The sequence below is a fragment of the uncultured Mucilaginibacter sp. genome (assembly GCF_903913935.1).
GTDB lineage: Bacteria > Bacteroidota > Bacteroidia > Sphingobacteriales > Sphingobacteriaceae > Mucilaginibacter.
The window spans coordinates 1-17,417 of sequence record NZ_CAIWNH010000352.1; the positions used below are offsets into that span (position 1 = coordinate 1).

Genomic DNA, 17,417 nt, shown 5'->3' on the forward strand with positions numbered 1-17,417 from the left:
ATATAATGAACAGGAAATCAAAGACATACAACACAAAATCAATAGTAGACCAAGAAAAAAACTGCTATACAACAATCCCAAACATGTTTTTTACACTAACTTAGACAATATTGTTGCATTGGTGAGTTGAATCTACCCTTTATTCTCTAGAATGCTTAAAACAACTTAAAACCAGCTATTACGCTAACTTGTATGCCTGATTTTTTGTGAACTTTTTAGTAATATTACCTGGGCATTTATAAAAACCGCAACTGCAAAAAAGATGCGTTTAAATTCCGGAATTTACCTTTAACAATTTGTAAAATGAAACCAGCAATCCTGTTCAGTCTGCTTATCTTAATCATTTGCTCCTGCAATCATCCTTCAAATAATGCGGCCACTACTGCTGCCGGTACAAAGGACACCGCTTACGTGATAAAAACCGGCGGGGCAAAAATGATATTGGTTGATGGAAAATATCGCGTTTGGACTAAAAAGGTGGGCGATGGCAGGATCAAAGTATTATTGCTGCATGGCGGGCCTGGCTTTTCGCACGATTACTTTGAATGCTTCGAGGATTTTTTACCAAAAGAAGGTATGGAGATCTATTACTATGACCAACTGGGTTGTGGAAATTCAGACAGGCCGGCGGATACTACGCTTTGGAATATCCCACGCTATGTAGCGGAAGTGGAACAGGTGAGGAAAGGACTTGGTTTGGAAGACTTTTATTTACTGGGCCATTCATGGGGCAGTATGCTGGCGATGGAGTATTTACAAAAATACCAAAACCATGTAAAGGCCGCCATACTTTCGAACATGACAGCGGGGATAAAAAGTTACGTAGGATATACAGCTACTTTAAAAGATAAATTTTTTACTCCGGCGGAGAAAAAGCTGTACGATTCGCTTTACAAAGCTGGTAAATATGATGCACCACAATTCCAGGAATTGCTGATGAACAAATTATACACCCATGTAATTTGCCAGCTACCGGTTGACCAATGGCCCGAGCCTTTGATGCGTGCCTTTAAAAAAGCTAACGACCCGATCTATATCCAGATGCAGGGAGTCGACGAATTTCATGTAACCGGCAATTTTAAGAATTGGGAAATGTGGGACAGCCTGCCTAAAATTACCGTACCTACCCTGGTGATTGGCGGCATGAATGACGAAATGAACCCTGCGGATATGCGCAGGGAAGGCAAACTTATCCCCAACAGCCGCACTTACCTATGCCCCAACGGGAGCCATATGAGCATGTATGACGACCAGCAGAATTACTTCACAAACCTTGTGCAGTTTTTGAAGGATGTTGACGGGAATAAATTTACACCAGACAAAAAATAAAATAACACTATATACCTACCGGCACACTTTCAGTTTGCTATTTTTAACACGTTCAAAACAAGAAATTAACGATATACCATGCGAAAAACGATTATTACAACACTTAGTGTTTTAATGCTGACAGGCAAGCTAATGGCGCAAAACGTTACCAGGGCATCTATACAGTCGTCTGAAAAAATGCTCGACCTTAATTTTACTGATGCAAAACGCGATTCGATGACCGACATCCTGTCGAAGAACATCAAGACCTATGCCTTCCTGCACAGCCAGAATTTTAAAAATGATGTCCCGCTGCCATTGGCTTTTAATGTCGACCTGCCCGGTTTGGCAGTGCCCAAAAAGCAATTGCCGGTTCATTTTAATATCCCGGCGAATGTTGAGTTGCCTAAAAATAGCAACGATCTTGCTTTTTACAGCATTCCGCAACTGGCTTCCTTAATTAAAAATAAAAAGATCAGCTCAGAAAAGCTTACCCGCTTTTACCTGGACCGGTTGAGAAAATATGGCCCGGCGCTGCATTGTGTTATCGAACTGACGGATACGATCGCCATTGCCCAGGCGAAAAAGGCTGATGCTGACCTTGCCAAAGGTATTTACCATGGCCCGCTGCATGGCATCCCTTATGGTATAAAAGACTTGTTTGCGGTGAAAGGCACCCACACCACCTGGGGAACACCGCCTTATAAAGATCAAATTATTGATGAAACATGCTTCGTGGCCCAAAAGCTGCAGGCCGCGGGCGCGGTGCTGGTTGCAAAACTTTCCCTTGGCGAACTGGCCGAAGACGATGTGTGGTTTGGAGGCTTAACACGCAATCCATGGGATATCAGTAAAGGATCCGGCGGTTCATCTGCCGGCTCATCGTCCGCTACCGCTGCTGGCCTGGTGCCATTTGCAATCGGTACCGAAACTTATGGCTCAATTGTTGACCCGGCGATGCGCTGCGGGGTTACCGGTTTAAGGCCCACCTACGGCAGTATTGCCCGCACCGGAGCTATGGCGCTTTGCTGGACATCGGACAAAGTTGGCCCTATCTGCCGCTCGGCTGAAGAAGATGCCATTGTATTTAATTACATTCATGGTACCGATAAAAAGGACGCATCTGCTATTGATTTTGCTTTTAACTATACAGGCTCCGTCGATATTAAAAAATTAAAGATCGCCTATGTAAAAAACTATATTGACACCCTGCCGGAAAATAGTACCGAAAAACAAACATTGGCCACGCTGAAAAAAATGGGCGCGACTGTAACCGGGATCAATTTCCCGGACAATTTGCACGGCGATGAAACGCTTTCGTTAATTATCGGTGTGGAGTCTGCCGCTGCATTTGATGAACTTACCCGCACCAACCAGGATGACCTGATGGTACAGCAGGGCAAAGATCGCTGGCCAAACACCTTCCGCACGTCGCGTTTTGTGCCAGCAGTGGAATACCTGAATGCCTGCCGCTACCGTTACCAGGTGATGACACAAATGGATCCTTTTTTGGATAAGTATGATGTCATCATTACTCCGCCCGAAACCGGCGACCAACTGGCTATTACTAACCTTACCGGCAACCCTTCTGTCACTTTGCCCAACGGCCTGCTCAAAAACAACATGCCTGCTAGTATCAGTTTTATTGGCAAACATTTTAGTGAAGCAAAACTGCTGGCCTTTGCCAAAGCTTACCAGGAATATACAGGGTATAATTTAAAACACCCGGCAATGTTTAAATAAAGTGGTTTATCAAGCGTGATTGAGTAATTTTATCGAAACAAATAAATTCTATGAAAGCATTTTTGGGTATGGGCCTTTTAGGCTCAAATTTTGTTAAGGCGATGATCAGCAAAGGCGAACAGGTACAAGTTTGGAACCGTACCACCAGCCGTGCAAAAGCATTGGAAGCATTTGGCGCAAAAGCATTTGACAGTGCTGCTGATGCGGTTAAAGGGGCGGACGTCGTCCACATTTGTGTTAAAGATGACACGGCTGTTGACCAGGTGCTGGAACAGGCAGCTCCCGGCTTAAATACGGGTGCTTATATTATCGACCATACCACTACATCAGCCAAAGGCGCAGTTGCGCGTACCAAAGCATGGAACGAACGCGGCTTTACATATCTGCATGCGCCTGTGTTTATGGGTCCGCCAAACGCGCTGGCAAGCACCGGTACCATGCTGGTTTCGGGTGATCAAACAGTGATCACAAAAATGGAACCTGAACTTTCCAGAATGACGGGCAAACTGCTTAACCTGGGTGATGCGGAAGGCAAAGCGGCTGGCATGAAACTGATAGGCAACCTGTTTTTAATAGCGCTCACCGGCGCACTGTCAGATACCCTTGCGCTGGGTAAGGCGCAGGGCATCACGGGCGACGATATACTGGCCCTGTTTGACAACTGGAACCCAGGCGCCATGACGGTTGCGCGACTAAAAAGAATAATGGCCGGCGGTTTTGATGACCCATCGTGGGAATTAAGTATGGCCCGCAAGGATGCAGGGCTGATGATGTCAGCAGCAAACGAAGGCGGTACAGATCTGCTGGTGATCCCGGCTATTGCTGCTGAAATGGATAAATGGATTGAAAAAGGACATGGCAATAATGATTGGACCGTGTTTACCAGCCCCCATATTTAACGATATTTTTTGAATAACTCCACAGCCTCCGGTGATTCGCCGGAGGCTTTTTTTGTAGAATACTCTCACGAATCAGGTGCATTTATATTTTTATAAAAAGACGCCTGTTATACTAATGCCCCCTTTGCGCGTTCTACAAACCCAGTCAATGACTTAATGACCTGATGACCCAATGACTTTTCCCGATATGATTTTAGCTTTAGGTAAAATACCTATATTAGCCACTACAAGTTGCTGATGATATGAAAATAGCCACCTATAACGTAAATAGTATAAATGCCAGGCTTCCGGTGGTGCTGCGCTGGCTTAATGACACCGCGCCTGATGTGGTGTGCCTGCAGGAACTGAAGGCGCCGCAGGACAACTTCCCCGAAAAGGCTTTGGCGGATGCCGGTTATAACGCACTATGGCATGGCCAAAAAAGCTGGAACGGGGTAGCTATACTGGCGCGAAATGCGGATATTACCGAAGTGAGACGTGCGCTCCCGGGCGATCCGGAGGATGAACACAGCCGCTATATTGAAGCATTGGTAAATGGAATCACTATTGGCTGCCTGTATTTACCCAATGGCAACCCGGCTCCCGGCCCCAAATTCGATTATAAGCTGCGCTGGTTTGAAAGGCTTACCCTACATGCTGCCGATTTGCTGGCAGCAGGTAAACCAGCGGTATTGACCGGCGACTATAATGTGATGCCCACTGAGATGGACGTTTATAAGCCCGAAAAATGGGTAGATGATGCCCTGTTCCGCCCCGAGACCCGCGCTGCCTTTAAAAAGTTGGTTGACCTGGGCTGGACGGATGCCGTGCGGAAACTTTACCCCAATGATAAGATCTATACCTTTTGGGATTATTTCAGGAATGCTTATGGCCGTGATGCCGGCTTAAGGATCGATCACTTTTTATTAACCCCTGACCTGGCCGAACACCTTACAGGAGCAGGAGTTAACCGGGATGTAAGAGGCTGGGAAAAGAGCAGCGACCATGCGCCGGTATGGATCGAGCTGGCTTAAATTCCATATTCCGGAATCAAAATTCTAAAAATGAGATTTTATTGCAACTGGATTGACGCAATTTGCTAATTATCAGACCATTGTTAATATGGCACCTATTTAGCTATAGCCAGGATAAACGATATACAATGCAAGAATCATCAAACATCAGCAAATCCACAACGAACAATACTTCGTTTTGGCAAATGGAAAAAATGGAGTATATCAACTCAATTAGCTGCCTGAACCAAAAAATGAAAGATCTTTCCTGGATCCAGTCGAATTTTATCCGCGATCCGCTTTTCAGGATAAAATGTATACTGCGGTTGATGCAGGAAAAAAATACGGACATGGAATATGTAGGTTCTATGCTGCAATGTCTAAGTATGTCAGTAAAAGAACTGGACTCATCGCTTAAATACCTTAAAGAAATTACCGAGTTAGACGGAAATAAATATTAAATGCCGCATCGGGCAAAGGGGTGCGCGATTTTTTGAAGGTTTGATTTTTTAGAAATTTTAATAACTTGCAGTTCATAAATCTAAATGACTGCAATCGTACCCGCACGCAATTATGGCCTGGATATTTTAAGGGTTTTGTCCTGTTATATGGTCATCCAGGCACATGCCGGTGAATTTTATTATATCGGCAATGGCGAAACAGTTTTAAATACGGCTGACGCCCACCTTGGGGGCTGGTTCAATTCATTGTGTATTTCATCAGTGCCGATGTTCGTGATGCTTTCCGGCTTTTTCCTTTTCCCGGTAAAAGACGCACCGTCATTTTTTAAAAAACGGTTGAGCAGGGTGGCTATTCCATTTATTTTATGGTGCATTTTCTATGCGCTTTATGCATACTTAAGGGGATATACTACCTTAAACGCGTCCATTACCAATGTCATCCAGATCCCGGTGAACTATGGGGCAAAGGTTGGGCACCTTTGGTTTGTTTATATGCTTATCGGTATTTACCTGTTTGCACCTGTTATTTCGCCATGGGTACAAACCGCCAGCCGCAAAAGCATGGAGTTATACCTTATTTTATGGACGATCTCCCTCACCATTCCGTACCTCCATTTAATCTTCCTTGAGATCTGGGGCGAAGCTTTCTGGAACCATACGCCAATGCTATACTATTTCTCGGGCTTTTTGGGCTATGTTATACTGGCCAATTATATCAAACGCTTCCATATGGATTCGCGGCGCTGGCATTATGTTGTCGGGGTCGCGCTGATTCTTATTGGTTACCTGGTTACAACCCTGGTTTTTTTACAACGCCTGGATACCGAAAAATTAGTGAAAAACCTTATCCTTTCCTGGAGCTTTGATACCATAAACATCGCCATGATAGCGGCAGGGATGTTCCTCCTCTTTAAAAATACCCACTTCAAAAACACAAATTCATTTCCTGTAAAATTATTGGGCGACATGGCTGCAAAAAGCTATGGCATTTACCTTGCCCATATTATTGTTTTAAATGCAGTGCACTCGGCGTTGGCCGGCCGTTTAAGCCATTGTGTCGTAAAAATTCCGATCATAGGGATATGCGCCTTTATCATTACCTATTTTATCATCAAAGCCCTGTCATATCTTCCCTACAGCAAATGGATAACAGGCTAATATCACTGCTTTAAAATTATAACCATCTTATTCCAAATTTCTTTAAATTGATCAACTCTAATAATTTAACGAAATGACCGATACAACTGTTACCCGCAACTATGGGCTGGATATTTTGAGGGTGATTGCCTGTTACATGGTGATCCAGATACACACCGGCGAGTTTTACTATATCGGCGACAGGGGTAACGTACTAAATACCATAGATGCCAATTGGGTTTGCTGGTATAATTCGCTATGCCGCATCTGTGTGCCGTTATTCGTGATGATCTCGGGATTTTTTCTTTTTCCTGTAAAGGACACCTCTGTTTTTTTTAAGAAGCGATTCAGCCGGGTAGCCATCCCTTTTATTTTGTGGTGTATATTATACGCCCTGTACTTTTACTTGAGGGGCGATGCACCTTTAAATGCAACACTTACCAATATCGCACATATCCCGGTAAATTACGGCGTAGAGATCGGGCACCTTTGGTTTGTTTACATGCTGTTGGGGATCTACCTTTTTGCTCCTGTGCTATCCCCCTGGATACAAACCGCCAGCCGCAAAAGCATGGAGTTTTACCTGATGCTTTGGGGCATTGCTTTTTGTATCCCTTATATTCATTTGATATTTCCTGAAATTTGGGGTGAGGCATTCTGGAACCATACACCGATGCTCTACTATTTCTCGGGCTTTATGGGTTACGTGGTGCTGGCCAATTACATTAAAAGGTTCCATATGGAGCCGGCACGATGGAACTATTTTGCAGGTATTACGCTCCTTGTTGTGGGATACGGCATCACGGCCATTGGATTTTCAATGCGGCTTCCGACCGAAAAATTTGTGAACACCCTGGAACTTACCTGGAGTTTCGAAACCATTAATATAGCAATGATGACGGCCGGGGTGTTCCTGATGGTGAAAAACATTCAAATAAAAAATACCGGTTCGGGTATTTTAAAGCTGGTAGTTGACATTTCTGCAAAAAGCTATGGCATTTACCTGGCTCATATTATGGTTTTAAATGTGGTACATGCGTTTTGGGATGGCCGCCTCAGCAGCGCGGCGACTAAATTGCCGGTTATCGCCATAAGTACATTCGCCATTACTTTTTTACTTATTAAAATATTGTCATTTATTCCTAAAAGCAAATGGCTTATCGGCTAAATAATGCAATTTTTTATGCCCAAACTATCGGATATCAAATTTGCGGGGGCGGTCTGTTGTTAGTCAAAAAAAATCACCAGAATATTAAAAGTAAAATGGGCATGGCGTTTTATTTATTGGAAAAAACTTTTAATTTCACAGTTGCCATTAAGCTTTTATCAACAGCATGAAATACCTCGTTTACTTTTTACTATTTTACATTACAATTTCTGAAACGGCCTCCGGGCAAAAGATCGAACAGATCAACTCAGGCGAAACAATCAAACGCGGCGCAGCGCTATATGATTCGGGGCAATATAAAAGTGCACTTATCGAACTTAATAAAGTAAACCGGAGTGATACCAATTATGTTTGGTCGGTTTATGAGAAGGCGCTCACTTGTGAAGCCGACAGTCAATACAGCCAGGCTATTAAATATTGTGAAGAAGGGTTGGCGCTGAAAGAACAGCGCGAATATGAAGCTGAACTTTATAACACCTATGGCAACACCCTGAACGAAATGGGCCAGCCTGAAAAAGCTTTAAAGATTTTTGATGCGGCGCTTGCCCGGTATCCTGTTTACTCCCTGTTTTATTATAACAAAGGGGTGGTTATGCTTGGCTTAAATAAATTGGAGGAAGCTGAACACTTGTTTCAGCAATCGCTGGTTATAAACCCCTATATGTACAGCGCCCATTTCCAGTTGGGCGTGGCGGCTTTAAAGCAGGGCAAGATCATACCCGCTTTTTTAAGTTTAACCGGCTACCTGCTGGTGAACCCCGAGGGCCGGTTCTGGCAGAAATCAGTTAATTTGCTCAACCAGATTTCAAAGGGCACCGATGAGATCCTTCAGCTTAAAAACAAACGGACGATCAGCCAATCTGAAAATTACCAGGAGGCGGAGGATATCTTGCTGTCGAAAATAGCGCTTGACAATGCTTATAAACCGGTTTCGTCACTTGATGACCCTATCTGCAGGCAAATACAGGCCATGTTTGAAAAGTTGGAATTTAAGGATGACGATGGAGATTTCTGGATCCAGTATTACCTCCCTTATTATAAAAAGGTGTTTAATGAGGGAAAGTTTGAACCCTTTATTTACGAAATTTTTTCGAACGTAAAACTTCAGGTAATACAGGATTACACCAAAAAGAACAAAAAAACGCTGGAGGCTTTTACAAATGATGCTGCGGATTATTTCAACAACATACGTGCAACACGGGTTTTGAAGAAAAAAGACAGGGATACGGTTAGCCGCCGGTACTATTATGAAAACGGTTTGCTATTTGGAAAAGGCTTATTGGTAAATAACGGAAAAATGCTGAACGGCTACTGGGAGTTTTACTACCCACAGGGCACCATAAAAAGCAAGGGTATTTTTGATGCCAGGGGCGAACGTGATGGCACCTGGCTGATCTATTTCCGATCAGGAAAATTGAAAGCGAAGGAAACTTCCAGCAACGGAAAGCTGGAAGGCGTACAGGAGTATTATTTTGAAAACGGCAACCCCTCCTCTATAGAAAACTACACCCACGGGGACCCAGACGGCCTGGTTACCACTTATTATTATGGCGGCTACACCCGGTCTGTTACCAGGTACAAAGCCGGGAAGAAGGACGGCGAAGTGAAAAAATATTTTTCCAACGGCAACCTCGAATCAACAGATACCTATTCAAACGGGGTGCAAAACGGCACTTCAAAGGCCTATTTTAAAAGCGGCGCACTTAAAGAAGTTGAACAATACAGCAATGGCAAAGCAGAAGGTATATATAAAGCATACCATGAAAACGGGACAATTGCTACCGAGGGGCAAAACATAAAGGACAACGCTGACGGTGAATGGAAATATTATTATGACAAAGGAAAATTGCAGGAAAAACGCAATTATGTAAACGGCCTGGAGGATGGTAATCATGAAGAGTATTACGAGGGAGGACAATTATCAGCCAGCTATCAAAGCAAAAAAGGCAAAGAGAATGGCGAATCGGACCTGATTGATAAAGACGGGAAAGTTTTTGGAAAATACATTTATGATAACGGGATCGTTAAGTCAGCCAAATACTTCGACAAATCAGGCGTTCAGCTAAGCGCCGCCGAAAAGATCGACGATATATTTAATATCATTACCTACACGCCTGATGGCCATAAAAAGGCGCATTTATATTACAATAAAAAGGGCGACCTGGACGGCCCCGATACGACGTTTTATCCTTCGGGTAAGATTGCGGCAGTAACTTATTATAAAAGCGGGAAAGAAAATGGCATCGCCGTATCCTATTACTTAAACGGGACGATAAAAACTGAAGTAAACATGACAGACGGTAAAGAAAATGGCCTGTACACGGGTTATTATTTAAACGGCCGGCCAGAAACTTCAGGGTGGTTTGCTGACGGTGAATGGCAGGGAGAATGGCAGTTTTACGATGAAGCAGGACGGATAACCACAAAGTCGTATTACCTGGATGGCGACCTGGATGGCTACAAAGAGCTGTTTCATCCTGATGGAAAAAAATATACCGAGGAAAAATATAAAACCGGCTGGCTTGAAAAATTAACACAATTTGATGATGCGGGGAACGTTATGGCTGTTGATTCCCTTCCAAAATCATCCGGTAAATATACGCTGGTTTATCCTGGCGGAAAAACAATGGAACAGGGCTGTTATGTAAACGGCGAATTTGAAGGTCCATATAAAACGTATTATTTCGACGGTAGTTTAGAAAGTAGTTATTTTTATAAAAAAGGCGTTCGTGACAGTTCTTTCGTGAGTTATATTTACGGGGGGCTAAAAAAATCGGAAGGCATGTATAAAAACGGCAGCAAAACCGGTGTATGGCGTGAATATAACGACGATGGCAAATTAACCAGCACTTTGCAGTATGAAAATGATGCACTGAATGGCGCAAAAACATACTATTTACCCAATGGAAGCAAGTATATTGTTTCCGTTTATAAAGATGACCTGCTTGAAGGCGCCGAACAGCGCTTCGACCCTGATGGCACGCTGGCGTACGAGGTTTATTTTGAGGGCGACAGGGCAAAGGCCTATTCGTACCTGGATAAGGATGGTAAACTACTTGCGCCGATCCCGATCTCCAGTGTAAATGGGGTGATGAAATCCTATTATCCGAATGGTAAACCATCAAGGGATTGTACCTATAATGACGGGAAGAAGAACGGGATTGAACTGGTATATTACAATAATGGCCAGCTGTTGTCATCAGACACCGCCTCGTACGGGCTGTCAAATGGTGTTTACAGGGAATATTACAAGAATGGGAAACCAAAATCTGTATACCGGTATATCATTGACAACGCCGATGGCGTTTGCAGCGACTTTGATGAAAATGGCGCATTGAAAATTGAAAAAACTTTTGACGTAGGGATGAGTGATGGCCCGGCAAAGTATTATGAAAACGGCAAACTAGTGAAAACGATGATCTACCGGGACGGTACACTTATATCTTCAAAAAATGAAAAATAAAAAACCCCTCACAATATTTTTTTCAGCATTTATAGGCCTGGCGGCGGTTTCAAATGTTTTAAGTGCACAAAGTTTTGAAACGATACGAAAGCAATTCCCCGACGAAAAAGCGGTGATGTTAAACAGAACGCTGGAATATAATATCGACCTGAAAAACGGGCGGCCCAATGTTGAAAGCCACGAACAGCAACAAATAGAATATTTGCTGGGCACAGCCACCGCCTTTATGGGTAAATATGGTTTCTCGCATAGTGATTTTCAGCAACTGGTATCGTACGATGCCTATACGCTAACGCCAGATAATAAAAAGCTGAAAGTAAGCGAGTTTAAAACCGGAACCGATAAAGAAAGTTTTGTTTTTTACGACGACGTTAAAGAAACGACCTTCAACTTTCCGGCGATAGAACCTGGCGCGATCGGCAACCTGCAGGTTTCGTGGAATAATACTGACCCACACCTGCTCTCCCCTTTTTATTTTACGGATTATATGCCGGTGGTAAACAGCGAGCTGAAAATTACGGTTTCAAAAGACATTTCCTTAAAATACCATCTCATAGGGCAGGATACCAGCAATGTATCGGTTAGTGTAGAAAGTAAGCGCCATAACAATATTTATACTTTCCTCTATAAAAACTGTCCCGCAGATAAAAGGTATCCTGACGCGCCGGGCTTTGCATGGTATTCGCCGCATATTGTGTTTTATATCGCCAATTATAAGGATGACAAGGGCAACCTTGTGCCCTATTTATCCAATGCTGATGACCTGTACCAGCTCAATTACAGCTATATCAAATCGGTAAATCAAAGTATCAGCCCTGAGCTGAAACATATTGTTGATTCATTAACTACCGGTTTAACGCGGCCGGATGATAAGGCAAGGAAAATTTACCGCTGGGTACAGCAAAATATTAAGTACGTGGCTTTTGAAGACGGCATGGGCGGCTTTGTTCCGCGTGAAGCAAGCCTGGTATCCAGCAGGCGCTTTGGTGATTGCAAGGATATGGCAAGTATTTTAACCGAAATGAACAATGCCGCAGGCGTAACAGCGTATTTTACATGGATCGGCACCCGCGACCTGCCTTATAAATTCAGCCAGGTACCATTACCGATCGTGAGCAACCACATGATCTGTACTATTAACCTGGATGGAAAATACATCTTCCTGGATGGTACCGACCCCACCTGCGTATTTGGTTTAACACCGGCAGGTATACAGGATAAAGAGGCCATGATCGCTATAAATGATAAAGAGTACAAGATCCTGCAGGTACCCGTGATGGATAAAAGTAAGAATTTAGTTGCCGATACTACCTGGCTGGAGCTATCGCCAACTGGTATTAAAGGTAAAATAAAAAAGTCATTACGCGGTTACCCCGCTATGGATATGTACGGAAAACTGCTGTATTGGAACAGCAGAAACATAAAGGAAGACATGAAAAACGAGTTTAGCCGGGGCTCCAATAAGTTTCAGTTAGATACTTTTAGTGTAGAGAGGAAGCCGGTTTGGGACGAAATTTCATTAACAGGCGAATTTACCCTGCCCGATTATGCAAAAAAATTAGGGAAAGACTATTATTTGAACCTTAACCTTTTCAAATTTTTGAGCACGAAGAAATAGATTACCCTAAAAGAAAAGTGCCGGTTGAAAGCAGTTTTAAGTCGGTGAGAAAGTACGTTACCATGCTTAAAGTACCTGATGGCTACGTGGTTAGTTACCTGCCCCAGGGAAAATCGTACCATAATGCTGTTTGGGGGTTTGACCTTAAGTACGAACAAAAAGGAAATTGGGTGATCCTGAAGCAGGAATTTGACAACGACGACCTGACACTTAACAGCGATGAATTTGAAGCATGGAACAAAGTACTGCAAAACCTTTTCCCGTTATATAAAGAAACACTTAGCCTTACAAAAAATTGAATAAATGAAAAAACAATTTCTTCCCCTGATATTAGTTTTATTGACCGGTCAGTATTTATTTGGCCAGGCACCGGATATTGAAAAAGAAACGTGGTCTGCCAGGCCGCAGATCAGTACGCTGGATAATAAATATAGTAAGGAGTCGGCAGTGATTATTTATGACAGCCGGCGCGTGGAATTTGCCGACCAGGCAAAGGAGGAAATAGCCGAATATTATACCATCCATAAGATCATTCATATCAATGACGACAGGGGTATAGAAGATTTTAATAAAATTTACCTGGGCATCAGCGAGAAATCCGACATTGTGGATATCAGGGCACGTACGCTGCTCCCAGGCGGAAAGATCATTGAGCTGGACCAAAGCAATATCAAGGACCTGAAAGAGCAGGATGGCAATGTATACAAGATCTTCGCGATGGAGGGTTTGGAAAAGGGTTGTGAGATTGAATATTTTTATACTTATAAAAAACCCGCCACTTTTTTTGGACGGGAAGTGTTGCAGTCGATATTTCCTGTGCTTGAATCCAAATTTCAGATCATCGGGCCAAAACGTTTAAAGTTTGAGATCAGGCCTTATAACTTTACCGAACTTGCATCAGATACGGTGATCAATGATAAGCGGTTTACACAGGTAAAACTTAAAGCAACAAGCGGCGTTGAAGAGGAAAAATATGCTTCATACGATGCCAATTTGATGCGTGTTGAATTTAAATTATCCTATAACGATGCTGCCCGTAACGGTGAACGCCTTTTTACGTGGAATGAGCTGGCCAAAAGAGTATTTGGTATTTATACGCTGTATACTGACAAAGAAGTGAGCAAAATTGCCGAACTGGTGAGTGGTAAGGGTTGGGACAAGCTTGCTGATGAAATAACAAAAATAGCTGCCGTTGAAAACTACGTAAAAAAGAATTTCGCCTATAATGAAGAACTAAACAGCGAAGACGGCAACAAACTGGAAACCGTACTGCAAAATAAAACAGGCGGCACCATAGGCACACTGCGTTTATACAGTTTGATATTTAAGGCTTTGGATATAAAATTTCAGTTTGTGCTAACCGGCAACCGGAACAACTATATTGTTGACAAGGACTTTGAAAACTGGAACAACTGCGAAAATCCGTTATTTTATTTCCCCGCTGAAAATAAATTCCTGGCGCCTACGCGGGCCGATTACCGGTATCCATTTATTTTCCCTGCCTGGGGCAATACCAACGGCCTTTTTTGCAAAAGCACCTCGCTGGGGAGTTTTTCAACGGCTATTGCCGAAATAAAAGACATTCCGCTGGAAGATTACACGAAAACATTTGAAAACATCGACACCAGATTAGAGCTCAACACAAGTGCCGACTCACTTACCATTGATGCCAGGCAGACTTATGCCGGCTATGCCGCGGTAAATTTGCGGGATGCTTTTAATTTTTCGAATGATGAACAAAAAGGAAAGATCGTTAAAGAACTGGCAAAATCCGTTTCAAGCTCCGAACATATAATTTCTTCGGAAATATTAAACCAGGATTTTGAAAGCTCCGGAACAAATATACCCCTGGTTTTACACACCGTAACCAAATCGGGCGAATTGATTGAAAGCGCCGGTAATAAACTGCTTTTAAAAATAGGCATGGCCATAGGCCCGCAGGTTGAAATGTACCAGGAAAAGCCAAGGCAGGAACCTATAGACATGGATTTTGCACACGTTGAAGAAAGAAAAATAGATTTCATAATCCCAAAAGGGTATACCATAAGCAATCCCGACGATTTAAAGATCAACCAAACCTATAAGGAAAATGGCGAATTGACTATGGGTTTTGTTACCGATTATGTGATCAAAGGCAATGTGCTCTCCGTCCATATCATGGAGCAATACCGTCGCACACTATACCCAATGAACCAGTTTGAACAGTTCAGGAAGATCATCAACGCTTCATCAGATTTTAATAAAGTGGTGCTGGTGCTGGAGAAAAAGGGGTAAGCATGACCTATTTTTTATAAAGAGGAAGGAAATAGGCTACCAGTAACAAAATTAACTTGCCTAATACTCCAGCCACTTATTTAGCTTCAGGTTGATCTTCGCGCCTTCAGTATATTTGCCAAACTGGTCATTCAATACGCGGATGGTGATGCCTTTATGCTCCAGCAGCAGGTCCTCGTAGCAACCCTTAAAAAGTACCTGTTTTATTTCCCAATCATTATTGGCCCAGGTTTTAACGGTTTCTATCCACTCGGGGTAGATCACCACATGCTCTGCTTTAGTTTTTAGGCCGCAGGTTTTGGCTTCATCACGGGTTAAAACCGTACAATTGGTAAGCAGCCGGGCGGTATAAAGGTTTGCCGGGTTTTGGTACATAGTTTTGGGATTTCCTGTTTCCAATATTTCGCCATCCTTCAGTACCAGCAATTCATCTGCCATGGAAAGCACCTCGGCAGGATCGTGGGAAACAATAATGACCGTTAAACCCGTATCCTTAACAATTTGCCTGATATCGTGCTGCAGCCCTTCCCTGAAGGACGTATCCACCTGGTTAAAAGGTTCGTCAAGCAACAATATTTCGGGGTTTACAATAATGGCCCGGGCAATTGCCAAACGCTGTTTTTCGCCACCGCTTAAACTAGCCACCTGCTTATCGGCCAAGCGGGTGAGGCGTAGCTGTTTAAGCATATTTTCCGTTTTTTCCGTTTTGGCTTTCAGGTCGGTACTGGGCAGCATTATGGCTATATTATCCCAAACTTTGGCATAAAGGTTCAGGTCATCGGTTTGCTGGGCAACCATTTTCATCGCATCGTGGCCGGGGATCAACTTTTCATTTGGCCCCCAAACACGCTCGCCTTTAAACCGCACCTCGCCGCTATCCGGCGACAGCAAACCATACAACAGTTTTAACAGGGTACTTTTGCCGCTGCCGCTTTCCCCAATAATAGCGGTGATCTTACCCTGGGTTATAGTAAGATCCGTTGTTTTTAACCCCGAGGTTTGTGAACCCGGGTAGGTTTTGGCAACAGAAATGGCCTGTAAAAATGGTGTATCTGACATCGCGGTAAAGATACACGAACAAGGTATTAGGCAGACTGCTTTTTTTGCAGAAATTATTTAGCAGCCAACTATAGGATGGTATGGCCAGGCCAGCAATAAACGCGCACAATTAACACACGCGGACGTTGCAGGTCACGTCAGTCCGTTCTTTCGTGAGCGATAAAGAAGAAAAAAATATTTTAAACTACTAACGCAAAAAACTTTAGTCGTTATGCTTAGGCGCACAGGTATTGATCCCGAATGGCAGGTAAAGCGGGCAAAAACTAATAAAACTGGTGAGGATAAAAATACCTGAAAGTACCAGTAAAATAATCGCCAGCGTGCCGCTGAGCCAGTCGGTAGTGAAATAAATGGCGATGATGGCTAATGCAACCAGGATCCTTAAAATACGGTCGGCCGACCCCATGTTCTTTTTCATGATGTGTGATTTATTGTTAATGCTAAAGATCTTCATTTATCACCCATCTTTTCGGAACATTTGTTACACAGACCATATTATAAACGTACCAGTCTAATCAAACATTGTTTCAAAATAAATCGAACGGATAATCTATAAATATCCAAACACTTCATCGGGAGGATGCACAGGTATACCAGCATCTTTAAAATCCTTTAAATTCCTGGTAACAATGAAATCTAAATTGGCTACTGACCTTGCAGCTATAATTTGAATTGCGTCTTCAAAATCTTTATAATTGGACAAAAGACCTTTTTTTATAACATCACCATCAATCCCGATCAGATCGATATAATCCAATAATGAATAAAGCAGCTCTCTCAGCGTTTTTTCGGGCACATGCTTTTTTAGCAAATAATGGGTGGTTGCGTAAGCATGTGAAGAAGTAAAAAGCTTTACTTTCTTTTTTTCCGCCAAATCAAACAACTGTATCGCGAATTTGCTAAAAGGTGGCCGGTCAGCAAGCAGGTCGATGAGGATGTTGGTGTCAACAAATACTTTTTTCATAAATGCTTATTTTCAAAATAGGCATCCAGTTCTTTTTTTTCATCGAAATTTGCTGGCAATTTGATCGACCCGGCCAGTTTTTTAAGCTTTGGCGAGATTTGCACTCCCGTCCCCTGATGTTCTTCCGTCAGCGTCTCCAAATAGGTTTCAATTAATTCCGATAAACTTCTTCCCGTTTGTTTCGCGTACGATTTCGCTTTCCTGATCACGTCCTCTTCTACTGTTAAGGTTAACTTCGTTGTCATTATACGTGTATTTTAAGCAAAGATACGTATTTATAAAAAAAATTGAAAGCAGATGTATGATCAGGTAAGAAAAATTGTGCAGCTAA

Annotated in this window: 15 protein-coding genes; 11 read left to right on the plus strand and 4 right to left on the minus strand. The window is 43.0% G+C overall.

What is annotated here, in order from left to right:
* Nucleotides 1-303 precede the first annotated feature (303 nt).
* The 11 genes from QZY09_RS13930 to QZY09_RS13980 all read left to right on the plus strand — a co-directional run bounded on the left by QZY09_RS13930 (nucleotide 304) and on the right by QZY09_RS13980 (nucleotide 15,063).
* Entirely contained in the window at nucleotides 304-1,329 is a 1,026-nt protein-coding gene (locus QZY09_RS13930; RefSeq protein WP_295673308.1) for a proline iminopeptidase-family hydrolase, read from the plus strand.
* 78 nt (nucleotides 1,330-1,407) lie between these two features.
* On the plus strand, nucleotides 1,408-3,051 hold the full coding sequence (locus QZY09_RS13935) for an amidase (RefSeq protein WP_295673309.1): 1,644 nt from the start codon (nucleotides 1,408-1,410) through the stop codon (nucleotides 3,049-3,051).
* 50 nt (nucleotides 3,052-3,101) lie between these two features.
* Nucleotides 3,102-3,950 (plus strand): NAD(P)-dependent oxidoreductase, encoded by an 849-nt coding sequence (locus QZY09_RS13940; RefSeq protein ID WP_295673311.1) that lies wholly within the window; start codon nucleotides 3,102-3,104, stop codon nucleotides 3,948-3,950.
* Nucleotides 3,951-4,192: 242 nt separating this feature from the next.
* Complete coding sequence (gene xth / locus QZY09_RS13945) at nucleotides 4,193-4,963, plus strand: exodeoxyribonuclease III (protein ID WP_295673314.1); 771 nt, start codon at nucleotides 4,193-4,195, stop codon at nucleotides 4,961-4,963.
* A 128-nt stretch (nucleotides 4,964-5,091) separates the two neighbouring features.
* Nucleotides 5,092-5,403, plus strand: a complete 312-nt coding sequence (locus QZY09_RS13950) for a hypothetical protein (protein WP_295673316.1) — start codon at nucleotides 5,092-5,094, stop codon at nucleotides 5,401-5,403.
* Between the two features lie 84 nt (nucleotides 5,404-5,487).
* Nucleotides 5,488-6,561 carry an acyltransferase family protein gene (locus QZY09_RS13955; protein ID WP_295673317.1) on the plus strand — a complete coding sequence of 358 codons (1,074 nt, stop codon included), beginning with the start codon at nucleotides 5,488-5,490 and terminating at the stop codon, nucleotides 6,559-6,561.
* Nucleotides 6,562-6,634: 73 nt separating this feature from the next.
* Nucleotides 6,635-7,708 (plus strand): acyltransferase family protein, encoded by a 1,074-nt coding sequence (locus QZY09_RS13960; protein ID WP_295673318.1) that lies wholly within the window; start codon nucleotides 6,635-6,637, stop codon nucleotides 7,706-7,708.
* 166 nt (nucleotides 7,709-7,874) lie between these two features.
* Complete coding sequence (locus QZY09_RS13965) at nucleotides 7,875-11,171, plus strand: hypothetical protein (protein ID WP_295673319.1); 3,297 nt, start codon at nucleotides 7,875-7,877, stop codon at nucleotides 11,169-11,171.
* Nucleotides 11,161-12,789, plus strand: coding sequence for a DUF3857 domain-containing protein (locus tag QZY09_RS13970; protein ID WP_295673320.1), 1,629 nt, complete (start codon nucleotides 11,161-11,163; stop codon nucleotides 12,787-12,789). The genes QZY09_RS13965 and QZY09_RS13970 overlap by 11 nt, the downstream gene beginning before the upstream one ends.
* A gap of 44 nt (nucleotides 12,790-12,833) precedes the next feature.
* Nucleotides 12,834-13,088: a hypothetical protein gene (locus QZY09_RS13975; protein WP_295673321.1), complete on the plus strand. Its 255-nt coding sequence runs from the start codon at nucleotides 12,834-12,836 to the stop codon at nucleotides 13,086-13,088.
* A 4-nt stretch (nucleotides 13,089-13,092) separates the two neighbouring features.
* Nucleotides 13,093-15,063, plus strand: coding sequence for a DUF3857 domain-containing protein (locus QZY09_RS13980; protein WP_295673322.1), 1,971 nt, complete (start codon nucleotides 13,093-13,095; stop codon nucleotides 15,061-15,063).
* Nucleotides 15,064-15,123: 60 nt separating this feature from the next.
* On the opposite strand, the gene QZY09_RS13985 is transcribed toward QZY09_RS13980, so the two are convergent.
* The 4 genes from QZY09_RS13985 to QZY09_RS14000 all read right to left on the minus strand — a co-directional run bounded on the left by QZY09_RS13985 (nucleotide 15,124) and on the right by QZY09_RS14000 (nucleotide 17,331).
* Nucleotides 15,124-16,122, minus strand: coding sequence for an ABC transporter ATP-binding protein (locus QZY09_RS13985; protein ID WP_295673324.1), 999 nt, complete (start codon nucleotides 16,120-16,122; stop codon nucleotides 15,124-15,126).
* 202 nt (nucleotides 16,123-16,324) lie between these two features.
* The gene (locus QZY09_RS13990; protein ID WP_295673325.1) at nucleotides 16,325-16,540 is read right to left on the minus strand and encodes a DUF2892 domain-containing protein; all 216 of its coding nucleotides are present in this window, start codon (nucleotides 16,538-16,540) and stop codon (nucleotides 16,325-16,327) included.
* 132 nt (nucleotides 16,541-16,672) lie between these two features.
* Complete coding sequence (locus QZY09_RS13995; RefSeq protein ID WP_295673327.1) at nucleotides 16,673-17,086, minus strand: PIN domain-containing protein; 414 nt, start codon at nucleotides 17,084-17,086, stop codon at nucleotides 16,673-16,675.
* Nucleotides 17,083-17,331: a DUF6364 family protein gene (locus QZY09_RS14000; protein ID WP_295673329.1), complete on the minus strand. Its 249-nt coding sequence runs from the start codon at nucleotides 17,329-17,331 to the stop codon at nucleotides 17,083-17,085. Before QZY09_RS14000 ends, QZY09_RS13995 begins: the two co-directional genes overlap by 4 nt.
* Nucleotides 17,332-17,417 lie beyond the last annotated feature (86 nt).

Bases quoted from the DNA above. Each gene is read 5' to 3' on its own strand.
- QZY09_RS13950 (WP_295673316.1), top strand. From the start codon at position 5,092: ATGCAAGAATCATCAAACATCAGCAAATCCACAACGAACAATACTTCG.
- QZY09_RS14000 (WP_295673329.1), bottom strand. From the start codon at position 17,331: ATGACAACGAAGTTAACCTTAACAGTAGAAGAGGACGTGATCAGGAAA.
- QZY09_RS13995 (WP_295673327.1), bottom strand. From the start codon at position 17,086: ATGAAAAAAGTATTTGTTGACACCAACATCCTCATCGACCTGCTTGCT.
- QZY09_RS13965 (WP_295673319.1), top strand. From the start codon at position 7,875: ATGAAATACCTCGTTTACTTTTTACTATTTTACATTACAATTTCTGAA.
- xth (WP_295673314.1), top strand. From the start codon at position 4,193: ATGAAAATAGCCACCTATAACGTAAATAGTATAAATGCCAGGCTTCCG.
- QZY09_RS13960 (WP_295673318.1), top strand. From the start codon at position 6,635: ATGACCGATACAACTGTTACCCGCAACTATGGGCTGGATATTTTGAGG.
- QZY09_RS13970 (WP_295673320.1), top strand. From the start codon at position 11,161: ATGAAAAATAAAAAACCCCTCACAATATTTTTTTCAGCATTTATAGGC.
- QZY09_RS13955 (WP_295673317.1), top strand. From the start codon at position 5,488: ATGACTGCAATCGTACCCGCACGCAATTATGGCCTGGATATTTTAAGG.
- QZY09_RS13935 (WP_295673309.1), top strand. From the start codon at position 1,408: ATGCGAAAAACGATTATTACAACACTTAGTGTTTTAATGCTGACAGGC.
- QZY09_RS13930 (WP_295673308.1), top strand. From the start codon at position 304: ATGAAACCAGCAATCCTGTTCAGTCTGCTTATCTTAATCATTTGCTCC.
- QZY09_RS13990 (WP_295673325.1), bottom strand. From the start codon at position 16,540: ATGAAAAAGAACATGGGGTCGGCCGACCGTATTTTAAGGATCCTGGTT.
- QZY09_RS13940 (WP_295673311.1), top strand. From the start codon at position 3,102: ATGAAAGCATTTTTGGGTATGGGCCTTTTAGGCTCAAATTTTGTTAAG.
- QZY09_RS13980 (WP_295673322.1), top strand. From the start codon at position 13,093: ATGAAAAAACAATTTCTTCCCCTGATATTAGTTTTATTGACCGGTCAG.
- QZY09_RS13985 (WP_295673324.1), bottom strand. From the start codon at position 16,122: ATGTCAGATACACCATTTTTACAGGCCATTTCTGTTGCCAAAACCTAC.